At 71.7% G+C, this 23209-nt stretch carries 18 protein-coding genes; 9 read left to right on the top strand and 9 right to left on the bottom strand.

Going from position 1 to position 23209, the window contains the following annotated elements; genetic code table 11:
• Positions 1–192 precede the first annotated feature (192 nt).
• The 5 genes from ACFWSK_RS06510 to ACFWSK_RS06490 all read left to right on the top strand — a co-directional run bounded on the left by ACFWSK_RS06510 (position 193) and on the right by ACFWSK_RS06490 (position 7196).
• Positions 193–486 (top strand): DUF503 domain-containing protein, encoded by a 294-nt coding sequence (locus ACFWSK_RS06510; RefSeq protein ID WP_328906159.1) that lies wholly within the window; start codon positions 193–195, stop codon positions 484–486.
• A gap of 39 nt (positions 487–525) precedes the next feature.
• Complete coding sequence (rbfA, locus tag ACFWSK_RS06505; RefSeq protein WP_383782664.1) at positions 526–1017, top strand: 30S ribosome-binding factor RbfA; 492 nt, start codon at positions 526–528, stop codon at positions 1015–1017.
• Positions 1014–1913: a tRNA pseudouridine(55) synthase TruB gene (gene truB, locus ACFWSK_RS06500; protein WP_383782662.1), complete on the top strand. Its 900-nt coding sequence runs from the start codon at positions 1014–1016 to the stop codon at positions 1911–1913. The genes rbfA and truB overlap by 4 nt, the downstream gene beginning before the upstream one ends.
• A gap of 206 nt (positions 1914–2119) precedes the next feature.
• Entirely contained in the window at positions 2120–6196 is a 4077-nt protein-coding gene (locus ACFWSK_RS06495; protein ID WP_383782660.1) for a trypsin-like peptidase domain-containing protein, read from the top strand.
• 43 nt (positions 6197–6239) lie between these two features.
• The gene (locus tag ACFWSK_RS06490; RefSeq protein WP_383782658.1) at positions 6240–7196 is read left to right on the top strand and encodes a bifunctional riboflavin kinase/FAD synthetase; all 957 of its coding nucleotides are present in this window, start codon (positions 6240–6242) and stop codon (positions 7194–7196) included.
• 81 nt (positions 7197–7277) lie between these two features.
• Here the strand turns inward: ACFWSK_RS06490 and ACFWSK_RS06485 are convergent, their stop codons facing one another.
• The 8 genes from ACFWSK_RS06485 to eccE form a co-directional block, all read right to left on the bottom strand.
• A complete protein-coding gene (locus ACFWSK_RS06485) occupies positions 7278–8255 on the bottom strand; it encodes an oligopeptide/dipeptide ABC transporter ATP-binding protein (RefSeq protein WP_383782656.1) in 978 nt (325 codons plus the stop codon).
• The gene (locus ACFWSK_RS06480) at positions 8252–9289 is read right to left on the bottom strand and encodes an ABC transporter ATP-binding protein (RefSeq protein WP_383782654.1); all 1038 of its coding nucleotides are present in this window, start codon (positions 9287–9289) and stop codon (positions 8252–8254) included. Before ACFWSK_RS06480 ends, ACFWSK_RS06485 begins: the two co-directional genes overlap by 4 nt.
• Positions 9286–10206: an ABC transporter permease gene (locus ACFWSK_RS06475; protein WP_383782652.1), complete on the bottom strand. Its 921-nt coding sequence runs from the start codon at positions 10204–10206 to the stop codon at positions 9286–9288. The genes ACFWSK_RS06480 and ACFWSK_RS06475 overlap by 4 nt, the downstream gene beginning before the upstream one ends.
• Complete coding sequence (locus ACFWSK_RS06470) at positions 10203–11294, bottom strand: ABC transporter permease (RefSeq protein ID WP_383782650.1); 1092 nt, start codon at positions 11292–11294, stop codon at positions 10203–10205. The genes ACFWSK_RS06475 and ACFWSK_RS06470 overlap by 4 nt, the downstream gene beginning before the upstream one ends.
• 3 nt (positions 11295–11297) lie before the next feature.
• Entirely contained in the window at positions 11298–13175 is a 1878-nt protein-coding gene (locus tag ACFWSK_RS06465; RefSeq protein WP_383782648.1) for an ABC transporter substrate-binding protein, read from the bottom strand.
• A 198-nt stretch (positions 13176–13373) separates the two neighbouring features.
• The gene (locus ACFWSK_RS06460) at positions 13374–16418 is read right to left on the bottom strand and encodes an SCO5717 family growth-regulating ATPase (RefSeq protein WP_383782646.1); all 3045 of its coding nucleotides are present in this window, start codon (positions 16416–16418) and stop codon (positions 13374–13376) included.
• A 318-nt stretch (positions 16419–16736) separates the two neighbouring features.
• Complete coding sequence (locus ACFWSK_RS06455; RefSeq protein WP_383782644.1) at positions 16737–17459, bottom strand: hypothetical protein; 723 nt, start codon at positions 17457–17459, stop codon at positions 16737–16739.
• The gene (eccE, locus tag ACFWSK_RS06450) at positions 17459–18808 is read right to left on the bottom strand and encodes a type VII secretion protein EccE (RefSeq protein ID WP_383782926.1); all 1350 of its coding nucleotides are present in this window, start codon (positions 18806–18808) and stop codon (positions 17459–17461) included. Before eccE ends, ACFWSK_RS06455 begins: the two co-directional genes overlap by 1 nt.
• A 226-nt stretch (positions 18809–19034) precedes the next feature.
• Between eccE and eccB the strand changes: the two genes are divergently transcribed.
• The 4 genes from eccB (at position 19035) to ACFWSK_RS06430 (ending at position 22819) form a co-directional block, all read left to right on the top strand.
• Positions 19035–20579, top strand: coding sequence for a type VII secretion protein EccB (gene eccB, locus ACFWSK_RS06445; RefSeq protein WP_383782642.1), 1545 nt, complete (start codon positions 19035–19037; stop codon positions 20577–20579).
• A 45-nt stretch (positions 20580–20624) separates the two neighbouring features.
• On the top strand, positions 20625–21866 hold the full coding sequence (gene mycP / locus ACFWSK_RS06440; protein ID WP_383782640.1) for a type VII secretion-associated serine protease mycosin: 1242 nt from the start codon (positions 20625–20627) through the stop codon (positions 21864–21866).
• Between the two features lie 244 nt (positions 21867–22110).
• Positions 22111–22461, top strand: coding sequence for a hypothetical protein (locus ACFWSK_RS06435; protein WP_328906173.1), 351 nt, complete (start codon positions 22111–22113; stop codon positions 22459–22461).
• Positions 22462–22513: 52 nt separating this feature from the next.
• Positions 22514–22819: a WXG100 family type VII secretion target gene (locus ACFWSK_RS06430; protein WP_382739984.1), complete on the top strand. Its 306-nt coding sequence runs from the start codon at positions 22514–22516 to the stop codon at positions 22817–22819.
• A gap of 78 nt (positions 22820–22897) precedes the next feature.
• On the opposite strand, the gene ACFWSK_RS06425 is transcribed toward ACFWSK_RS06430, so the two are convergent.
• A complete protein-coding gene (locus ACFWSK_RS06425; protein WP_383782638.1) occupies positions 22898–23131 on the bottom strand; it encodes a DUF397 domain-containing protein in 234 nt (77 codons plus the stop codon).
• Between the last annotated feature and the right edge of the window lie 78 nt (positions 23132–23209).

Genomic DNA, 23209 nt, shown 5'->3' with positions numbered 1-23209 from the left:
TCCTCAATCCCCTTCACTCCCCTGGTCCCTGCCCGCCCCCCCCCCCCGGCCAATCACCCTCCCACGCCGTGGGGCCCTTCTCGGTGCTCTCTCCCCCCCCCCCCCCCCCCCGGCCGTTCCGTGTACGGTTCTTGTGTCCCTGCCAAGCGCTGGCAGGGCACGAACCCGAACCGGCGGGATATCCGGACACACATGTATGTGGGGACACTGTCCTTCGATCTGCTCCTCGGCGACGTACGTTCGTTGAAGGAGAAACGCTCCATCGTCCGGCCGATCGTCGCCGAACTTCAGCGCAAGTACGCGGTGAGCGTGGCGGAGACGGGTGAACAGGATCTCCATCGCAGGGCCGAGATCGGTCTCGCGGTGGTCTCCGGGGACACCGGACACCTCACAGACGTACTGGACCGGTGCGAGCGGCTGGTGGCCGCCCGCCCCGAGGTGGAGCTGCTGTCGGTTCGACGGCGGCTGCACAGCGACGAAGACTGAAACAAGCACAGCAAACCCAGAAGGAAGAGTGACGGACCGGTGACCGACAACGCGCGGGCCCGCAAGCTGGCCGATCGCATCCAGGTCGTGGTCGCGGAGACCCTGGACCGGCGTATCAAGGATCCGCGGCTCGGATTCGTGACGATCACGGACGCTCGTGTCACCGGCGACCTGCGGGAGGCCACGGTCTTCTACACGGTCTACGGCGACGACGAGGAGCGTGCGGCCTCCGCCGCCGCGCTGGAGAGCGCCAAGGGCGTCCTCCGCTCCGAGGTCGGCAAGCAGATCGGGGTCCGGTTCACGCCGACCCTGGCCTTCGTCCCCGACGCCCTCCCGGACAACGCCCGCACCATCGAGGACCTCCTCGACAAGGCGCGTGCCAAGGACGCGGCGGTGCGCGAGGTGTCGACCGGCGCGACGTACGCGGGCGGTGCCGACCCGTACCGCAAGCCGGAGGACGAGGACGAAGTGGCCGAAGAGGCTGAAGAGTCCGAAGGGTCCGACGAGAACGAGGGCCCTGCCTCCGTATGACTCAGCAGAACAAGACGCCGGACGGCCTGGTCATTGTCGACAAGCCGTCCGGCTTCACTTCGCACGACGTCGTCGCCAAGATGCGCGGCATCGCCCGCACCCGCCGTGTCGGCCACGCCGGCACCCTGGACCCGATGGCCACGGGCGTGCTCGTGCTCGGCGTGGAGAAGGCCACCAAGCTGCTCGGCCACCTCGCGCTGACGGAGAAGGAGTACCTCGGCACGATCCGGCTCGGCCAGGACACCGTGACGGACGACGCGGAGGGCGAGATCACCTCGTCCACCGACGCGTCGGCCGTGACGCGCGAGGGCATCGACGCAGGCGTCGCGGCCCTGACCGGCGCGATCATGCAGGTGCCGTCCAAGGTCAGCGCCATCAAGATCGACGGCAAGCGGTCGTATGCGCGCGTACGCGGTGGCGAGGAGTTCGAGATCCCGGCCCGCCCGGTGACCATCTCGTCCTTCACCGTCTACGACGTGCGCGAAGCCGTGGCGGAGGACGGGACCCCGGTGGTCGACCTGGTCGTCTCCGTCGTCTGCTCCTCCGGTACGTACATCCGTGCCATCGCCCGGGACCTCGGTGCCGGGCTCGGTGTCGGAGGGCATCTGACCGCCCTGCGCCGCACCCGTGTGGGTCCGTACGGACTGGACATGGCCAAGACGCTCGACCAGCACCAGCAGGAGCTGACCGTGATGCCCGTCGCGGAGGCCGCCTCCTCGGCGTTCCCCCGCTGGGACGTCGACGAGAGGCGCGCCAAGCTGCTGCTCAACGGGGTCCGCCTGGACATGCCCTCGTATCCGCCGGGGCCCGTCGCGGCCTTCGGTCCCGACGGGCAGTTCCTGGTGCTCGTCGAGGAGCAGCACGGCAAGGCCAAGAGCCTCGCCGTCTTCGCCTGACCCGCACCGCCTCTCTCGTCACGCCGTGGAGCGGGTAGTGCCCCCTGTGCCCGCTCCACGTTCCCCCTCCCCTGGAGAGCTCTGTCCACTGAGCGCGGTGAATTCACCCCAATGGACGGGCGCTCGGAGTGAATACGGGGTGCGCAGGGGGGCGCGTTTTCTCTCTCCGCTACTAGCGCCGATCAATGCCGACCTACGGTCGGACCATGGGCAGCGGGGACCGGCCGGAGCTGGTAAGAATCTGCGATCGCGCCGGCCGGCCGCGGGGGACGGGATTCGTCGCGGACGACCGCGGCACGGTCGTCACCAGCCATGAGGCCGTCGCCACGTCGGTACCACTGACGCTGTACGGGCGGGACGGCCAGCAGCGGCCCGTCGAGCCGGACGACGTCACGCCGCTGCCGGAGCTCGGCCTCGCCCTGGTGCGCACCGGAGGACCCGACGCGCTGGGTGCGCGGCCGCTGCCGGTGACCGTCCGGGACCGGATCGGGACCGGTACGTACGTACGCATCGCCGCCCACGGCTGGCGTGAGGCGCGCGTGCTCGGGGAGGCCCCGGCCACGTACACCGCGGCGGGGCGTACCCACCGGATCGACGCGGCGATCGTCCTGGCGCTCGGCACCGACGGGCGGGACGCGCTGCGCTCGGGCGGGACGGCCGTGGGCGGGCCGGTGATGGATCCGGAGACCGGTGCGGTCCTCGGCGTGCTCTCGACGGCCCGGAGCGCCGACCACGAATCGGCAGGGCTCGCGGTACCGCTCACGGGCCTGCTGCCGGGGCCCGCTTCCGCACTCCTCCAGGCCCTGGTGCGGCGGAACGCGGCGACCGTGCCCGGCTACGGACGTGACCTCAACCTCGCGGGCGCCCACCAGCTGACCGCCACGTCGGTCGGCTCGCCGGTCGGTCCCGGCAACCGTACGGAGCCGGTCGACCGGCCGGAGGTCGCCGCGGCGTTCACCGCCTTCGACGCGGGTACGGGGCAGGTGCTCGGCCTGGTGGGAGCGCCCGGCACCGGCCGCACCACCGAGCTCGCCGCCCTCGCCGCCCACCGTGCGCAGGGCTCCGTGCCCGCCCTCACGCTCTGGCTGCGCGGCGCCGATCTGCTGGCCGACGACACGTCCGTCGCCGACGCGATGGCCCGGACCCTTCGGCGCTCGGGGCGGATCATCGCCGCCGCCGGTGCCGGGGGAGACATGGCGGCGGCCACTCCCGAGCGCGTGGCCGCGCTCGCCACCAGGGCCGCGAGCCCGCTGCTCGTCGTGCTCGACGGTCCGGAGGAGATGCCGCCGCTGCTGGCCCACCGGCTGGCGGAGTGGACCGCGGGGACGGCCGGCTGGCTGAGCGCCCACGGCGTACGGATGGTCGTCGCCTGCCGCCCCGAGCACTGGGAGACCGCCGGGGAGCTCTACCCGGCCGACGCCCTGCACCGCCCCGAGCGGCCCGCCAGGCGGCTGCCGCCCGCCGTCCGCCTCGGGGACCTGACCGCGAGCCAGGCGGAGCGGGCCAGGGAGCGTTACGGCATCCCGGCGGGCGCGATCACGCCGGGCCACGACCGGCATCCGCTCACCCTGCGTCTGCTGGCCGAGGTACGCGAGGCGCTGCCGCCGGACGTCCCCGGCCGGCCGGGCACGGAGGACGTCTTCGGCGCCCATCTGGACCTCATGTGCGTCCGCGTCGCCGTCCGGATCGCGGCGGGGGACGAGCAGCGGCTCCGGGGCACGGCGGTACGCCGGCTGGCGGCGAAGGTGGCGGGACAGGTCCACGAGGCGGCGCGGCGCTGCCTGGGCCCGGGGCAGGGGGAACTGGACCGGACCGCCTTCGAGGAGCTCTTCCCGTGGCGCACGGGCTGGGCGTCGGCCGTCCTCACGGAGGGCCTCCTGACCCCGGCGGGCTCGGGCTACCGCTTCGCCCACGAGGAACTGGGCGACTGGGTCCAGGGCGCCCACCTGGACCTGGACGCGGCACTGCGCTCCCTGGTCCACCGCTGGCACGAGCCGCCGGCCCCGGCCGAACGGGCCGTGGGCGAGGGGGGTGCACCACCCTTCACGGGCCCGGACGGTACGGGCCCGGCCTCCTCGCGGCGCCGAGCGGAGAGGACGGGACACGGGGTGCCTGCTCCCCGGCTCGCCCCCGAAGCGGGCCCCATGGCCGCCCCGGAGCCGCAGGAGGAGCCCCGCACGCTGCCCGTGCCCCGCCACCGGATCGGCCCGGTGATCCAGGCGATGCTCCTGCTCGGACGGCGACAGGGGGCGTCCGCCCTCGCGCACCGCATGGCGGATCTGATCGAGGCGATCGACCGGCTGTCCACCCGGACGGGAAACGGGGACACCGAGCGGACGGCCGCTACCGCCACGGGGGCTCCGCCCGGAATCTCGGCCGGCCGCCTCGGGCGCGAAGTGACCCGGGCAACTGCCGGGCAGCGGGGCGCCGACGCCCACGGTGAGGGCGGCCGCACGGGCGCCCCGGGGCCGTGCACCGGCGGGCGTCAGGCAGACGAGGCCCGGGAAGCGGTCGCGGACGGGCAGGCGGACCTGCCCTGCCCGGCGGGCCTCGCGCCGGCCGCCGGGCCTGCCACGGACCGGTGCGCCGCGGCCCGGGCCGTCGGCCCCGCGTCTCCCACGGCGCCAGGGAGCCGAACCCCTGGCGCCGGCCCACCCGGCCGGGCGGCCGGGGCCACGGCCTCCGCCTCCGACGGAGGGGCTCCGGCCTCCTCCGCCGGGACAGGTGACGCCGTCTGGTGGGCTGCCCATCTGCTCGGCGAGAGTCTGCTCCGGGTGCCCGACGCACGGCCGTATCTCGGGGTGCTCCGGGTGCTCGCCGGGCGCATCACCCGGCGGTCCGTCGCCGGGAGCGGGCCCGCGCGGCTGGGGGCGTACGGGGAGTTCGGGCCGTGGTTCTGGCAGCGGCTGCGGCTGCCAGAGGAGGAGCGGATCGATCTGCTGCGGCGGCTCCTGCCCGCCGACTGTGCGCCGCGCGCCGACGGGGACACGCGGTACCTGGACGCCGTGGCCCGGCGGCTCTCCGCCGCCCCGCGCACGGTGCAGGCGCTGCTCTGTCAGTGGTTCACCGACGAGCGCGTCCTGCACTCGGAGGAGGGCCTGCCGACGCGGCCCACCGTGGCAGCCGCCGCGCAGGCTCTGCTGTACGCCCGCCGTGACCTGGACGTCGACGCACTGACCGACGCGCTCGTCGGCACCCCGCATCCGCGCGCCGGGGAACTGCTGGGCACCCTCGTTGAGGACGAGCCGTCGGCGCTCTGCCGGGCCGTCGAGCGCTGGGCGCGCGACGAGGACCGGCCCGGACGGCGGGCCGCCGCCGCGACGTACGCCCCCGTCCTCCTCGGGCGCGCCGTCTCGGACGCCGACCGTGCCCTGCTGCGCGGCGCCGCCCTGCACCTGCTCGCGCGCCCCGCCGACTCCGCGCTGCACGGAACGGCGCTCACCGTCCTCGTACACGATCCGGGGACCAGGGACCGCTACCTGCCGCAGGCCCTGCGGGTGTTCGCCGCCGGTTCCCCGCAGCCTCCGGTGGCCCTGCTCGCCCAGGTGTTCCCGGCCCACCCGGGACCCGTCCTCGCCGCGATCCGGGCGCGGCTGGCGCGTCCGGACGAGGGTGCGGCGGACGTGCTCCTCGCGCTGGCCGGGCTGGACACCCCCGCCCTGGCGCTGCACGCCGCCGATCTCGTACGCGAGTACATCCGCGCCCACCCCGGGGACGGGGCGGGGCCCGCCGCGTACGTCGACGCCCGGCTCGAACACGGCCCGGCCGCCCGCGCCCTGCTGCTGCCCCTGGTCACCGGCCTGCTGCGGGACCGGCCCGCGCCGCCGCCCGTGCGCGGAGCCCTCGCCCGGGTGCTGGCCGCACCCGGGAGCAGCGCCTCGCGTCCGCTGCGGGCCGAGCTCCTGGAGGTGCTGCTGGAGTTCGAGCAGGACACCGGCAGGGACCCCGAGGTGCTCGACGCCCTCCTGCACGCCGCCGCCACCGGCTCCGGGGCGCGCCCGCAGGTCCGCACGAGGGCGCTGGTGCACCGCACCGGCATGCTCCTGGTACGGACCCCGGAAGGGGCCTCGCGCTTCGACCGCCGGCTCGTCGAACTCGCCCGCGACGTACCCGGTTTCGCGGGCCTCGTCACCGGCTGGCTGACCGACGCCCCGCAGGAGTGGGCGGCCGTCGTCGGGCCCAGTACCCGGCGGACGCTGGAGGCCCTGGAGAGGTCACAGCGTGCGATGACGGTGCCGATGCAGGCCATGGGACGTGAGCATGGCAGTCTTAGACCTGCGTAATGGACAGAGGCACGTACACGGGTTCGGGCGAGGAGCGGTCACAGTGCAGTGCTGGCGTGGCTTGGAGGACATCCCCCAGGACTGGGGACGCAGCGTCGTCACCATCGGCTCCTACGACGGTGTGCACCGCGGGCACCAGCTGATCATCGGCCGGGCCGTGGACCGGGCGCGCGAGCTGGGCATTCCCGCCGTGGTCGTCACCTTCGATCCGCACCCCAGCGAGGTCGTCCGCCCCGGCAGCCACCCGCCGCTGCTCGCCCCGCACCACCGGCGCGCCGAGCTGATGGCGGAACTGGGCGTGGACGCGGTGCTGATCCTGCCGTTCACGACCGAATTCTCGAAGCTGTCGCCGGCCGACTTCATCGTGAAGGTGCTGGTCGACAAGTTGCACGCGCGGGCGGTCATCGAAGGCCCGAACTTCCGGTTCGGGCACCGGGCGGCCGGGAACGTGCAACTGCTCACCGAGCTCGGCGGGACGTACGACTACACCGTCGAGGTCGTCGACCTCTATGTGAGCGGTGAGGCGGGCGGCGGCGAGCCGTTCTCCTCGACCCTCACCCGCCGGCTGATCGCCGAGGGCGATGTGACGGGCGCGGCGGAGATCCTCGGCCGGCCGCACCGCGTCGAGGGCGTCGTCGTCCGTGGCGCGCAGCGCGGCCGCGAGCTGGGTTTCCCGACCGCGAACGTCGAGACGCTGCCGCACACCGCGATCCCCGCCGACGGCGTGTACGCGGGCTGGCTGCACGTGAACGGCGAGGCGATGCCCGCCGCGATCTCCGTCGGCACGAACCCGCAGTTCGACGGTACGGAGCGCACCGTCGAGGCGTACGCGATCGACCGTGTGGGCCTCGAACTCTACGGGCTGCACGTGGCCGTGGACTTCCTCGCCTATGTGCGCGGCATGATGAAGTTCGACTCGATCGACGAGCTGCTCGTGGCGATGGCCGCCGATGTGAAGCGCTCCAGCGAGCTGATCGCCGCCCACGACAACCGCGCCTGACGGCACGCCAGGCAGACCTACGGCACACGGCCCCGGACCGGATCGGTCCGAGGCCGTGTGCCGTAGCTGTGCGGCCGGGGTCTACGCCGCTCCCGCCCAGTGGCACGCGACCTGGGTCGCCCCGCCGCCCGCGAGCACCGGCAGATCCTTCGTACGGCATGCGTCGGCCACCCCCGCCCGCTCCGCCTCGCCCGAGGCCAGGACCTGGCAGCGTGCGTGGAACCGGCATCCGGACGGCACCTTCGACGGGTCCGGCGGCTCACCGGTGAGGATCACCGGTTCTCCCTCGGCCTCCGGCAGCACGGACAACAGGGCCTGGGTGTACGGGTGCCGGGGCGCGGTCAGGATCTGCTCCACCTCACCGGTCTCCACGATCCGGCCGAGGTACATCACGGCCACCCGGTCCGCGATGTTCCACGCCAGGCCCAGGTCGTGCGTGACGACCAGCGCCGACAGACCCAGCTCGTCGCGGAGCCTCAGCAGCAGCGCCAGGATCTCGCCGCGCACCGACGCGTCCAGTGACGCCACCGGCTCGTCGGCCACGATCAGTTCCGGCTCCAGTACGAGCGCGCCGGCGATCACGACCCGCTGACGCTGACCGCCGGACAGTTCGTGCGGATACCGCAGGAAGAACCGCTCCGGAGGCCGCAGCCCCGCCCGCGACAACGCCTGGGCCACCGCCTCCCGCTCGTCACCCGGGTAACCGTGGATACGCAGGCCCTCCGCCACCGCGTCGTACACCGTGTGCCGGGGGTTGAGCGAGCCGCTGGGGTCCTGGAGCACCAGCTGGACCCGCTTGCGGTACGCCTTCAGGGCGCGGCCCGAGTAGTTCAGCGGCTCGCCGCCGAAGGTGACCCGGCCGGCGGACGGCGGGACCAGGCCCAGCAGCGAACGGGCCAGGGTCGTCTTGCCGCAGCCGGACTCGCCGACCAGGGCGACGATCTCGCCGGGCCGGATGTCGAGGTCGACCCCGTCGACTGCGCGGGCCGGGTCGGCGCCGCGCCGGCCGGGGAAGGTGACCTTCAGGGCCTCCGCACTGAGCAGGGGAGTGGTGGTCATGTCGTGCTCCTTGCTTCCTCGGCGGCCGCTTCGAGGGCCGGCCCGCCGCCGGGCCCGACGAGCACACAGGCCGCGCTGCGCCCGGCTCCGGCGCTCCGCAGCGGCTGGTCCTCGGTGGCGCAGGTGCCCAGCGCGACCGGGCAGCGCGGATGGAACGTACAGCCGGACGGAAGCGACGAGGGGTCCGGCGGGTCGCCCGGCAGACCGCGCGGGGCGTGCCGGGACGAGAGGTCGCCGATCCTCGGGAAGGCGGCGGACAGCGCGTTGCCGTAGGGGTGCGAGGCGTTCTCGTACACCTGCTTGGCCGGGCCCTCCTCGACGACCCGGCCCGCGTACATCACGGCGAGCCGGTCGCAGGTGTCGGAGAGCACCGCGAGATCGTGGCTGATCATGATCAGGCCGAGATCCTGGTCGGCGACGAGCTGTTCGATCAGCCGCAGGATCTGCGCCTGGATCATCACGTCAAGCGCGGTGGTCGGCTCGTCGGCGATGACGAGACGCGGATCGCAGGCCAGGGCCATCGCGATCATCACGCGCTGGCGCTGGCCACCGGAGAGTTCGTGCGGATACGCGTCGGCGCGCGCCGCCGGCAGCCCGACCTGTTCCAGCAGCTCGCCAACCCGCTTCCGGGCTGCGCCGGGTGTCGCCTTCTTGTGGAGCAGGATCGGTTCGGCGATCTGGTCCCCGATGCGGTGCACGGCGTTCAGCGAATGCATCGCACCCTGGAAGACGATCGACGCCCCGGCCCAGCGGACCGCCCGCAGCCGGCCCCACTTCATGGCGAGGATGTCCTCGCCGTCGAGCAGGATCTCGCCCGTGAGGGTCGCGGAGGCGGGCAGCAGCCGCAGCAGCGCGAGTGCGAGCGTCGACTTCCCGCAGCCGGACTCCCCGGCGATGCCGAGCTTCTGGCCCGCATCGACCCGCAGGTCTATGCCGCGTACGGCGGGGACGGCCGAGGCCCCCGAGCCGTAGGTGACGTGGAGATTCCTGACGTCGAGCAGTGGCTGCCCGGTCGTCGGCTCAGATGTGGTCAACGGGTCACCCCCAGCTTGGGGTTGAGCACGGACTCGATCGTGCGGCCGCACAGCGTGAACGCGAGCGCGACGACGGCGATGGCGAGTCCGGGCGGAGCGAGGTACCACCAGTTCCCGGAGCTGACCGCGCCCGCTTCCCGGGCGTCCTGGAGCAGTCCGCCCCAGGAGACGATCGTGGGATCGCCGAGCCCGAGGAAGGCCAGGGTCGCCTCGGTGAGAATGGCGGTGGAGATCACCAGCGTGGTCTGCGAGAGCACCAGCGGCATCACATTGGGCAGGACGTGGCGGGACATGATGTGGCCGTGACCGCCACCGAGTGCCTTGGAGCGCTCGATGTACGGGCGTGACTCGACGGACAGGGTCTGGGCGCGGACCAGTCGCGCGGTCGTCGGCCAGGTCGTCACACCGATCGCGAGGATCGTCGTCCAGACGGACCGGGAGAGCACGGTGGCCAGCGCGATGGCGAGCACCAGGGTCGGCATGACGAGGAACCAGTCGGTGATCCGCATGATCACGGTCCCGTACCAGCCCTTGAAGTGCCCCGCGGTGATGCCGACCAGCGTGCCGATCGCCACCGAGAGGAATGCCGCGAGCAGGCCGACGGTCAGCGAGACCCTCGTGCCCCAGAGCAGCAGAGCCAGCAGACTGCGGCCGAACTGGTCGGTCCCCAGGGGGAATTCGGCGCTGGGTGACTCCAGTGGTCCGCCTGTGGCCCCGGTGACGCTCTGGGAGTCCGCACCCACCAGTACGGGAGCGGCGATCGCGAGGAGAGTGATCAGCCCGAGTACGGCGAGCCCGGCGAGGCCCGCGCGGTGGGTGCGGTACTGGCGCCAGAAGCGGGACACGGCGTGGCGGCGGCGGGCCCAGGTGAGGGAGCGCGGACTGCTGTTCCGCACGGCATCGGTCGAGACGGTCATCGGCCCACCCGGGGATCGAGCAGCGGATAGATCACATCGGCGAGCGTGTTCATCAGGATCACCGCGGCGGCGAAGACGAAGAACAGCGCCTGCACCAACGGCAGGTCGGGAACGCTGAGTGCCTGGTAGAAGAGCCCGCCGAGACCGGGCCAGGAGAACACCGTCTCCACGAGGATGGCACCCGCCACCGTGTTGCCCAGATTCACGAAGAGCAGGGTCACGGTCGGCAGCATCGCGTTGGGCACGGCGTGGCGGCGGCGTACGACATCGTCGCGCAGCCCCTTCGCGCGGGCCGTCGTCAGATAGTCGCTGCCCATCTCGTCGAGCAGCGAGGAGCGCATCACCAGGAGGGTGCGGGCGTACTCGACGGCGACGAGGGTGACGACCGGCAGCACGAGATGGTGGGCGACGTCGAGGACGTACCCCAGACCGCTCTCGTTGCCGGACTCCATGCCGCCGGTCGGGAAGATCCCGGGGATCGGGCCGATGCCCACCGACAGCGTGATGATCAGCAGGAGCCCGAGCCAGAAGGACGGCACCGAGTACAGCGTCAGCGCGAAGGCCGTGTTGAAGCGGTCCCCGAAGGAGCCGTTGCGCCAGGCGGACCTGGCACCCAGCCAGATGCCGATCACCGTGTAGATGACGAAGGCGGTGCCGGTGAGCAGCAGGGTCGCGGGCAGCGCCTCGGAGATCTTGTCCATGACCGGGGCGCGGAACTGGTACGACGTGCCGAAGTCCCCGGTGAGCGCCTTGCCGCAGTACTCGGTGAACTGCTGCCAGAGCGGCAGGTCCAGGCCGAATTCGCGGCGCATCGCGGCGATCTGTTCCGTGGACACCTGCCGGCCGCCGGTCATCTGCTTCACCGGGTCGCCGGGGATGAGCCGGAAGAGGAAGAAGCTGGTGAGGAGCACGGCGAACAGGGAGATGGCCGCACCGGCCAGTTTGCCCGCCACATAGCGGAGGTAGGCGCTCGTGCTGCGGGATCGCGGACCGCGGGCCGACGGCCCGGCCGGAGCCGGGCCGTCGGTCTGCGCACTGTCCACGCCCGACGCGCTCTTCAGCAGCGCGGGTGTGCTGTCTGTGCTCATGGACTATTCACGGTCTTCCGCGGTGGAACGACGACGCATGGCGAACAGCAGCCCGCCACCGGCGAGGACGACGACGGCGACACCGATCCCGATGAGGACTCCGGTGGAGCTGCCACCGTTGTCGGAGGAACCGCTCGACGCCCCGGCGGCCGGAACCGCCGACCACCAGCTCCAGTACCCGTCCTGGCCGTAGATGTTGCCCGCGGCGGACGGCATCGTCGTGATCGACTTGATCTGGTCGGTACGGTACGCCTCGACGGCGTTCGGATAGGCCATGACATTCATGTACCCGGTGTCGTACAGCCGCGACTCCATCTGTTTCACCAGATCGGCGCGCTTGGCCGGGTCGTACTCCGCCAGCTGCTTCGCGTAGAGCTCGTCGTACTGCTTGTCGCAGATGAAGTTGTCCGTCGCCGCGGACTCCTTCGGCTTGGCCGGCAGGGCGGCGCAGGTGTGGATCGACATCACGAAGTCCGGGTCCGGGTTGACGGACCAGCCGTCGAAGGCGAGGTCGTACTCACCCGCGTACCAGGGGTCGGAGACGTTGTCGATGCAGTCGACCTTCAGGCCGATGCCGAGGTCGCCCCACCACTCCTGGAGGTACTTGCCGATCGCCTTGTCGTTCGGGTCCGTGGCGTGGCACAGGATGCGGAAGTCGAGCGGCTTGCCGTCCTTGCCGACGCGCTTGCCCGCGCCGTTCTTCTTGTAGCCGGCCTCGTCGAGCATTGCCGCGGCCTTCGCCGGGTCGTAGCTGAGCTTCTGATCGGCGGTCGGCTTCCAGAAGTACTCCGAGAAGCGCGGCGGGATGTAGCCCTCGCCCTCCACCGCGTGGCCCTGGAAGACCCTGTCGATGATGGTCTCGCGGTCGACTGCCATGAAGAGCGCCTGACGGACCTTCTGGTCGAGCAGGGCCGGATGCCCGTCGCCGAACTTGGTGCCGTCCTTCGTGCGCGCGCCCGGGTTGGTCGCCAGCGCGTAGAAGCGCCGGCCGGGTGCGTCATTGACCTTGATGTTCTTCGCGGTCTTCAGCGAGGCGGCCTGAGCGGGCGTCAGGCTGGGGCTGCCCGCGACGAAGGAGACCTCGCCCTTGCGCAGGGCGGCGACGGCGGCGTCCTGGTCCTTGTAGTAGCGGAAGACGATCTCGTCGAACTTGGGCGCGCCGCGCCAGAAGTCCTTGTTCGCCTTGAGCTTCACATAGCTGTCGACCTTGTAGTCCGTCAGGATGAACGGACCGTTCCCCACGATCGGGAACGTGGTGTCGTTGTTGAACTTGGAGAAGTCACCGACCTTCTCCCAGACGTGCTTCGGCACGATCGGCACATCGAGCGCGGCCATGGTGGCCTGCGGCTCCTTCAGCTCGATGACGAGCTGCTCCGGCGTCGGCGCGGTCACCTTCCTGAAGTTGCCGACGAAGCTGCCGTTGGACGTGGCCGCGGCCTCGTCGGTCATCATCTTGTTGAAGGTCCACGCGGCGTCCTCCGCGGTGGCCTTCTGCCCGTCCGACCACTTCGAGTCGGAGCGGATGGTGTACGTCCAGGTCAACTTGTCCGCCGACGGCTCCCACTTGGTGGCGAGCGCGGGGATCGCGTGGTTGTCCTTGGCGTCGTAGTTGGTCAGGTAGTCGTACATGAGCCGGTGGATGCTCGTGCTGAGCAGACGCTGGGCGAGGAACGGGCTCAGGGAGTCGACACTCTGGGCGACCGCGACCGTCAGGGTCGTCTTGCCGCTGTCGTCGGCCTGCGCCTCCTGCGGCGCGGGTACGAGCGGAGTTCCCGGTACGACCGAACCGGCGGCGAGCGCCAGTGCGGCGGCGCCGGAGGCCAGGAGGAGACGCACGCTGCGGCGTGGGCGGGGGGAGCGGGGTGGAACTCTTGTGACCATGGGACGTTGACCTCGCGTCATGACTCGCATGGAGAAGGCGGGCAGATCTTTGGTTCGCCAGCTGGTGAAGCGAAGGTTTATCAGCGGTGGTCGAGCCGCGTCAACGGTGTGCCAAACGGCGTGTGGGCTGCGGGAATGCAAGAAGGGCTCGCATCGTGTGAACGATGCGAGCCCTCATTGGTTTAGACCTCTACTGCCCTACTGCTGAGGGGCTGGTGGGGGCTGCGGAGGCTGCTGCTGCCACCCTGCCGGCGGTACCGGACCCTGCAGTTCCGACTCTCCTGACCGGCCGTCATGTCGCTGGTGCCCGGGCGGAGCGCCGGCCGGACCCGCACCCGACTGGGCCTGCGAGGGCAGCGACTGCTGCCAGCCGTTCTGCTGCGCACCGGGACCGGGGTGAGGCGGGTACGGCTGCTGGGGAGGCTGCTGCTGCGGGGGCTGCTGTCCACCGTACGGCTGCTGCGGGTACGGCTGCTGGGGGTGCTGCGGCTGCTGCGGCGGATACGGCTGGTAGGGCTGCCCGGCCTGCGGCTGCCCCGGCTGCTGCTGCGGTGCGTACGGCTGCTGACCCGGCATCTGCTGCCCCGGCGCCTGTTGGCCGGGGGTCTGGTGCCCGGGCATCGGCGGGGCGTACTGCGGCGGCTGGCTGCTGCCGTCCGCGGTCCACAGCCCCTGCTGCTGCTGGGCGCGGGCGAAGTCCTCGGCGACCATCGCCGAGAGGTTGAAGTACGCCTCGCGGGTCTTCGGCCGCATCATGTCGAGGTCGACCTCGGCGCCCGCCGAGAGGTGCTCGTCGAACGGCACCACGACGACGCCGCGGCAGCGGGTCTCGAAGTGCTGCACGATGTCGTCGACCTTGATCATCTTGCCGGTCTCGCGGACCCCGGAGATGACGGTGATGGAACGCTGCACCAGGTCCGCGTATCCGTGGGCCGACAGCCAGTCCAGTGTGGTCGACGCGCTCGACGCACCGTCGACCGACGGCGTCGAGATGATGATCAGCTGGTCCGCGAGGTCGAGCACCCCGCGCATCGCGCTGTACAGCAGACCGGTGCCCGAGTCCGTCAGGATGATCGGGTACTGCTTGCCGAGCACATCGATCGCGCGCCGGTAGTCCTCGTCGTTGAACGTCGTGGAGACCGCCGGGTCCACGTCGTTGGCGATGATCTCCAGACCGGAGGGCGCCTGCGAGGTGAAGCGGCGGATGTCCATGTACGAGTTGAGGTACGGGATCGCCTGGACCAGGTCACGGATCGTGGCCCCGGTCTCGCGGCGCACCCGGCGGCCGAGCGTGCCGGCGTCCGGGTTGGCGTCGATGGCGAGGATCTTGTCCTGCCGCTCGGTGGCCAGCGTCGAGCCGAGCGCGGTCGTCGTCGTGGTCTTGCCGACGCCGCCCTTGAGGCTGATGACCGCGATCCGGTAGCAGGACAGCACCGGCGTACGGATCAGGTCCAGCTTGCGCTGCCGCTCGACCTCCTCCTTCTTGCCGCCCAACTTGAAACGGGCGGCGGCGGAGGGGTTGCGGCTGCTCTTGGCCTTCTGCTTGCCCCGGACCAGGCGGTCCGACGAGAGCTCCACGGCGGCCGTGTACCCGAGCGGAGCGCCCGGCACCGAGCGCTCGCGCTGGTCATGGGTGACCGGGGTGGGCCAGGCGTTTCCGGTTCGCGGATCCACGGGGGGACTCTGCGGTGCCTGGTGCTGCGGGTACTGCTGGTGGTGCTGAGGGGGCTGTTGCTGCGGAGCCTGGTAGAGCTCGGGCTGCTGCTGCGGGCTGGGAGCGAGAGGGGCGGGCAGATTGGGCGTCCCATGGACCGGCTGCTGCGGTGCCTGCGGGTTGTGCGCACTCTGCGGGTTCTGCGGGTTCTGCGGAGGCAGCGGTGCGCTCTGCGCGGGGAAGTGCGGCTGCTGAGGGGCGGGTGCCTGGGGCACCTGGGGCGGCTGCGGGAATCCGTAACCGCCCTGTGCCTGCGGGAACCCGTAGCCGCCCTGGCCGGGCTGCTGGGGCTGGGGCTGAGGCTGCTGCGGTACCTGCGGCGGCTGAGGCGCTTGGGGCGCCGGCGGCTGCGGTGCCTGGGGGAATCCGTAACCGCCCTGGGGAGCCGGGAGGTTGGGCTGTACCGCCGGAACCGGCCCCTGTGGCGGCTGAGGCGCCTGGGGCGGCTGCGGGAATCCGTAACCGCCGGGTGCCTCGTTCGTAGGCACCGGTGCGGGCCACTGCGGCGCGGCCTGGGGTGCGGTGGGCTGCGGTGCGGCCGGCTGGAAGGCGGGCGGCAGCGGTGGCAGGGCGCCCTGGGCGGGCGGCGCGGGGGACCAGGGTGCCGGCGCGTGGGACGGCGCGACGTCCTGGGGCGCGTCAGCGGGCATTACGTCCACAGGGGCGTCCGCGTGTTCGTCGGCCGGTACGGCGGGCACGACAGCCGCGGCGGCGGGCTCGGTGTCCCCCGGTGCGTCGGCGACCGGATCAGCGGCAGCCGGAGCGGGCTCCTCAACTGAGGCGTCCGGAGCGGCGTCCGGTTCGTCCGAGGACCCGGCTGCCGGTGCGTCGGCGGACTCGTCCGTCACCGGGGCGCCGACGAGTGCCGGCCGGTCCTGGCCGTCCGAGGAGCCTGGGCCGGAGCCCTGGCCGGAGCCCGTACCGGTCTCCGCGCTCGCGTCGGGTGCCGGCCCCGATCCGGAGATCGCGGCCTCGGCCCCGGCCGCGGCTTCCCGTTCCGCGATCTCCCGCTTCAGGGCCGCGGGCGAGAACCGCATGGTCGCGCCGCTCTCCACGTCGCCACCACCGAACGGCTCGGACGCGGCACCGGCACCGCCGGGCTCGGCGGACGAGGCGGACGACGCAGACGATGCGGACGGCATCGACGGCACTGATGGCACCGACGGCACCGACGGCACCGACGGAGCGGCAGGCTCCGGTGCAGCCGGTGCCTCACCGTCCGCAGGGCCGGTACCGGACGCGGGCCCCGCCGCCGCTGCCGGTTCGGAGCGCGGCGGTGCCCAGTTGGGCTCGAAACCGCTCCCCGCCGGAAGCCCCGGTACGGATACCGGCGCCCCGTTGGGCGGTGGAGGCGGCGCGAGATGCGAACCGGCGCCGCCCGACGAGTCCCCCGCAGCGTTCTGCGTATACCAGGCGGGAGGGGTGTAGTCGATGGTGAACTCACCCGTCAGCTCGGCGGGATCTGCGTCGGACGACTCGTCGGCGGGCGTGTTCCATCCCCCGCGGATCTCGTCCCGATCGCCGTTCACTTTGCCTCCTGGTGTGGTCGAGCACCCTTGTGCCGTGGTGGGTGGGGGCGACCGTTCCCGTTGACCGATCCGCCCGGCTCTCCCCCTTGCGACGCGCATGACCTGTCCACAGGTTCATTTGCCGCGCCCTCACCCACCCTAATCGCCATCGGGCTCACTACGGCAGGCCGTACCGGGTCGCAAGAAGCGTCCCAGTTGGTCACACACCGCGTCCAAGTGAGCCCCGAGCGGCTGAGGGTGAGGACAGAAACGGGCGAAAGCGGATATCTGCGGAGGGGACGCGGAGCCTCCCGTACGCGTGGAGCCGCGTGGGACCCCTCAGTCCATCCGGCGCGCGCTGCCCAACAATCCGGTCTCGGCATCGGTCGCCTGCGTCATCACGAACTGCCGGTCACGGTCCGCGCACCACAGGGTGACGCCGTCGGCCAGGGTGGACAGCGCCTGCGCCTCGGAGGCCGACAGACGCAGGATGCGCCCGATCTGCGCCGCCTCGTCCGGTGAGACCCGCTGGACACCGACGAGCGCCGACTTCTCCATCAGACGCGGTGCCACCGGGCTCAGATACGGCAGCAGCGTCACCACCGACTGCCAGGGGCCCGCCACCACACGTCCGCGCGGCGGTCGCATCCCGCAGTCCCGCACCACGACGACCGGCGAACCGGCCGAAGCGCCCTGCGGCGGCACCCGCCCCACGTCGTGCAGCGAGACGCACGGCTGGCCGCCGCCCGCCGCCTGGGCCAGCCCCGTCCAGGCGGCCGCCCGGCCGGTCTCCACGGCGATGCGGGCGCCCGTGGCCGCTGCGCGCAGCGCCAGCACCTGTGCCGTCCAGAGGCCGCCGATCAGCGTGACCTCGTACGGGGTGGGCCGGTTGATGCCCAGCACCGCGGGGCGTCCCTCGGCGTCCACACCGATCACCGTGCCGTCGTCGCCGACCGGCAGGCCCAGTGACGCCAGCTCGTCGAAGGAGACCGCGTGCCGGCTGCGGCGCGGTCCGATCAGGCCGAAGCCCAGCCGGGCCCGGGTGCTCGGAGGTGTGGACATCAGCGGGTACCCCCGAGCGGCAGCGTGGCGAGCACGCCGGGCAGCTGCTCGCGGTCCAGTCGCACCAGCGACGTCTTCACGCCGCGCGCGGTGCGCTCCAACTCATGGCGCGCGGCGACCAGTTCCTCGTCGCTGCGCCCGGTGATCCGGACGTGCCCGGTGACCGAGACCTCCGAGCGGTCGCCGTGGCCCAGCGTCAGGCTGAACGTCGTCGCGAGCGCCGGAATCGACGTGAGCAGCGCGACCAGCTGCGGCATCGAGGCACCGCCGCCGCCCAACTGCGGCCAGCGGCCGACCCAGTACGTCGTATGGCGCCGGTCGTCGCAGCGCCAGGTGCGCGAGGTCTCCTCCGTGCGGCGGCCCGGCGTCTCCGTCCGGCTGGCCTGCGCCATCGCCAGCGGGCTGACGCACGCCGACGTCGCGATCGCGGAGGTCAGCTCCTGCTCGGTCAGCACCGTCGCGCGGAACCCGGCCCCGGTCAGCCGGCTGGCCAGCTGGTCGGCGGCCCGTACCGCGCACTTCTGCGCCCCGACGATGCCGCCGCCGCGTGCCTGCACCGCTTCCGGGCAGAGCTCCGGGTCCAGCTTGAGGGCGATCCAGGTGATCCGCAGCGCGGGTGAACCCGTCTGGGCCTGCAGGGGCGCGTAGTTCCGTGCGGCGACCGACTGTGAGGGCAGGTGCGGGGCCGGCGCGGGCTGGGTGTGCTGCACGATCTGTGCAGATTCCAGGCGGATTCCGTCGACGTCGAGCACATCGCGTACGAGAGTGAGGGGCAGCGGCCGCGCCGAGCGGTCCGGCCGCAGTGCCGTGGAGTCCGACTCGACCTGGACGACGGCCGTCAGGAACGTACCGTCGCCGATCATGCCGACCGGGCGCCGGTCGCGGTCGCTGAAGGAGTACGTGCGCAGCGCCGGTTCGCACTCGACGGCGGGCGCGAGCCCCGGCTCCGTGCCGGCCGGCAGGACGAGGGAGGCCGCCCGGCGGCTCCGGGCGCGCAGGGCGAAGACCGTGCTCAGCCACTCCGGCAGCGACCGGCGGTGCCTGCGGACGACGGCGAGCAGTATCAGGATCGCGGCGGCCACTCCGGCCGGAACCAGCAGCAGCGGTTCGACGACCCAGGCCGCCACGAGCAGCGCGGCCGCGATTTCGATCAGTACGAGTTGTTGCAATCGGAACGAACCGAACTGTCCGGCCCGTCCGTTCAGCCGCGGCGAAGCCGCTCCACCGGAGCCCGAGGCCCCCGGGGAGGGAGTGCGTGAACCGCGGCGGGAGGCCCGTGGGCCGCCGGGCCCGGGAGCCCCGGGCGCCTGAGTGTTCCCGGCCGGACGTGTCCGCGTTGCGGAAGCCATCATTCCGGCATTCCCCCGTTCATAAGGCCCAACTCCACCCGATCGCCCCTGCCCCGCCGGGGCTTCGGCGGCTGGATCACCCTACCCGGCCCACGGGCACACACGATCAGCAGGCATAGTAGGGGGCCGGTCCGGCACCAGGGTCCGGCATCCGGGGTCCGGCACAGGGGGCGGGGATGCGTCCGCTCCTGGGCCGCGCGGGGAGACACGGGAGACAGACAGACTCATGGCATCACGGCGGGATGAGCTCAACGCGTACACCTTTGCGAAGAAGCGCACGGTGGCGGCCTTCCTCCAACCGTCGCCCACCGGAACCGAGGAGGGGGCACCCCGTCCCCTGCGGGCCGTCGTCCCGAGCCTGATCGTCGGTGCGCTGATCCTCGCGGGATTCGGCGCCTGGGGCATGTTCAAGCCGACCGCTCCCAAGGGCTGGGACAAGCCCGGCACCAAGGTGATCGTCGGCAAGAAGTCCACCACCCGTTACGTGGTGCTCAGCACGGGCAAGGGCAAGGACAGGAAGACGCTGCTCCACCCCGTGCTGAACCTCGCATCGGCCCGGCTGCTCCTCACCCCGCAGCAGTTCGACGTGGTCCAGGTCGGCGACGACATCCTGGACGCGGGCAAGCCGCCGCGCGGACCGATCCTCGGCATCCCGTACGCCCCCGACCGGCTCCCCGAGCCGAAGGACGCGGGCACCGCCAAGCGCTGGGCCGTCTGCGAACAGCCCGGCGGCAAGGGCAACACCGTGCAGAAGGCGGCCTTCGTCTTCGCCGAGCGGGACCTGAAACTGACCGAGGGAAAGAAGCAGCTCGGCGGCGGCCAGGTGCTCTACGTCCAGGGCCAGGACAGGACCCGCTACCTCGTCGACGCGAGCGGCACCAGGTACCGCGTCAACGAGAGCACCACCGACAACGGCCATCTGACCAACGCCCTGGTCGGCAGCAGCCTTCCGCAGCCCGTCACCGACGACTGGCTCGCCACCCTGCACGACGGCAGCCCGGTCGTCTTCCCGCGGATCCCCGGCACGGTCGGCGCACCCGCGCACATCCAGGGCCAGCTCTCCGCCGAGGAGAACAAGGTCGGCATGGTGCTCAGGACCGAGACCGGCAACGGCACCCAGCACTACGTGGTGCTGGAGGGCAAGGTCCAGCCGATCTCCGAGTTCACCGCCTGGCTGCTGATCAACTCCCCGCAGACCGCGTCCCTGAACCTCGACAGCGAGGCCCGCGCCGTCGGACTCCAGGACTTCGTCCCGGACGGCGAGACCTTCGCGGGCCAGGCCGCACGCTGGCCCGCCCACAAGGCCGAACAGGTCAACGCGGCGTCGGGCGGTGGCAGGGACACCGTCTGCAGCGTGCTGCGCAAGGTGGACGACAAGGGCCGTACGACGCTGAGCGTCTGGGCCGGTACGGAGTACCCGGCCGCGATCAACGCCGGAGGCACCAGCACCTACGTCACCCCCGGCAGCGGACTGCTCTACACCCAGGTCCAGGGCCGGCAGACCAGCCCCGACGGCTCGCTCTTCCTGGTCACCGACACCGGACTGCGGTACGCGGTCCAGGCGAACGGCGACAGTGACGCCCAGCAGTCCGACATCGGCACCGGCGACCAGCAGGGCCAGGGCGACGGCCGCCCCGAGGCGAGCCAGGCACAGATCCGGCTCGGTTACGAGAAGGTCATGCCCTCCCTCGTACCGATCGCCTGGTCGGAGTTCCTGTCCAAGGGCCCCCGGCTCGACACCAACAGCGCCCGGCAGCCCCAGGGCTCGTAACCGCCTCGTTCGCAGTGGGATCACGGACTCGGGGGAGAGGAACAGATGTTGTACCGGAAGACCGCGCTGCTGACGGCGGCCACGGCCGCACTGGCCGCACTCGCGTCGCCGCAGGCCGCGTACGCGGACACGGGGACCGGGGAGCCGGGCGGCCTCGGCATCAGCGGCAGCGGCGAATGCACCTTCCCGATGAAGAAGCAGTTCGAGGGCAGGCCCTGGTCGCTCCAGCGCGTCCTGCTCGACGAACTCTGGCAGGACTCCAGGGGCAAGGGCGTCCGCGTCGCGGTCATCGACACCGGGGTGGACAACGCCAACCCGCAGCTCAGAACCGCCGTCGACGCCTCCGCAGGCCGTGATCTCCTCAGCCCCAAGGGCGACGGCACGGCCGACGAGGTCGGTCACGGCACCAAGGTCGCCGGCATCATCGCCGCCCGCCCCCGCAAGGGCACCGGATTCGTCGGACTGGCCCCCGAGTCCACGATCATCCCGATCCGGCAGAACGACGAGAAGAACAGCGGCAAGGACACCACGATGGCCACCGCGATCGACCACGCGATCGCCAAGGGCGCCGACGTCATCAACATCTCGCAGGACACCACCAAGCCGCTGGCCGCGACCTCCGACCTGGGCAGAGCCGTGGCCAGGGCACTGGCGAAGGACGTCGTCGTCGTCGCCTCAGCGGGCAACGACGGCATGGACGGCAAGCGGAAGACGACGTATCCGGCAGCCTTCGACGGCGTACTCGCCGTCGCCGCCTCCGACCGCAACAACGAACGCGCGGCGTTCTCGCAGGCCGGAACATTCGTCGGCGTCGCCGCCCCGGGCGTCGACATCGTCTCGACCGTCCCCGGCAACGGCCAGTGCGCCGACAACGGCACCAGCTTCTCCGCGCCGTACGTCGCCGGGGTCGCCGCCCTCCTCAAGGCCAAGTACCCCACCTGGACGGCCGCGCAGATCGTCGCCCGCATCGAGCAGACCGCCGAGCGGTCCATCACCGGTCACGACGACTTCGTCGGCTGGGGCGTGGTCGATCCGGTCCGCGCCCTGGCCGGCGACGAGGACGACGTACCGCTGGACGCGGCGCACCCCGACGCCCCGCCGCCCAGGGCGCAGGCCCCGGAGCCCGCGCACCTGGCGATGTCCGAGACGTCGCAGGAGCGCAGCGAGCGCTACGCCACCTACGCGCTGGCCCTGGCGGCCGTTCTGGTCTCCGTCGTGGCCGGGGCCGCGACCGTCGTCCGTGATGTCCGGCGGCGGCGCGGTTTGCGGGACAGCGCTGCCCAGTGAAGTACCTCTCTCCCGGGAAACCCCAGTTGGGGCGAGATGATGAAGTGACTAGGGTGGTAGCAGACTTCACGTGTGTGACGGGGGAACGAGAAGTGGTCGAGTCCGATGCAGGCGGACGGGAACGCCGCCGCGCGCTTCGAGGACCCCGCGCTTACCCCACTCCGTATCCGGAGCACACGGGGGCATGAAGAAGCCTGACCGCGACCTGCGGACAGGCCCGGGAACTGAGAGATAGGACCTCCGGATGACCAATCCCGCAGGTGGTTTCGGACTTGCCGACGATCCGATCGTCCAGGCGAAGAACAAGATCATCGACACCGCCGAGGCGGTGTCCAAGCAGGCCAGGGAGCTGGCCGACATCCTCGCGACGGTGAGCGCGGGCTGGACCGGTGTGGGTGCTTCGGGATTCTCGTCCGCGCAGATCGTGATCAACGAGGACCACGACGAGATCCGCCGGCTGCTCAATGTGCTCCTCAACGCCGTGAGCCAGACCAAGAACCTCAGCAACGCCAACGACGACGAGGTCCGCGCGGCCTTCAACGCCGTGAAGGCGCCGGCGTCCTCGGGCAACACGTCCGGACTGAACGGCGTCTGAGCCGCGCCGCGGCACCCTTCCACGTACACGCTGAGCACAGAGGAGAAGACTGATGGCTGGGGATCCGAACACCAAGGTCAGGTACGAGAGCGTCCAGGAGATGGCGAACCGCATCCGTGTGGTGTCGCGCAACATCATCAAGGACCTCGCGGAGATGGACGCCGCCCTCAAGGTCGTCACCGACACCTGGGACGGTGACGCCCACGCGGAGTACATCACGCTCCAGGGCAAGTACAAGGGCAAGGCCGACCACATGAAGGACCGGCTGGAGCAGGTCGCGAAGATCATCGAGACCGGCAAGGACAGCTACCGCTCCACGGACGTCAAGGCTTCGCGCCTGTTCACCGAGTCGTACTGACCCACCCGTTCGTACACACAAGAGGGGCGCGCTCGGCGGAGCGCGCCCCTCTTCGTCGTTCCCGTCGCGGGAGTCGCCCTACTTCAGGTCGAACTCGCCGTCACGCGCGCCCAGTACGAAGGCGGTCCACTCGGCCTCGGTGTACCGCAGCACGGTCTCCGGGTCCAGAGACGACCGCATCGCCACGGCCCCGCCCGGCAGATGAGCGATCTCGACGCGCTCCTCGGCCTCCTCCGTGCCGGGGGCGCCCAGCCACTCCACCCCCGAGATGTCCAGTGCGTACAGCTCGTCCTTCTCCTGCTGACTGCCCATCAGACGCCTTTCCTCTCCCGCGAGGGATCGCATCCTTCGCCGGTGGATCCAAGTACATGTCCCGCGCGCCGATTATCC

It is taken from the genome of Streptomyces sp. NPDC058620, assembly GCF_042717135.1.
Classification (GTDB): domain Bacteria; phylum Actinomycetota; class Actinomycetes; order Streptomycetales; family Streptomycetaceae; genus Streptomyces.
The sequence above is the reverse complement of the archived record's forward strand: the minus strand, read 5'-3'. Positions and strand labels throughout refer to the sequence as shown.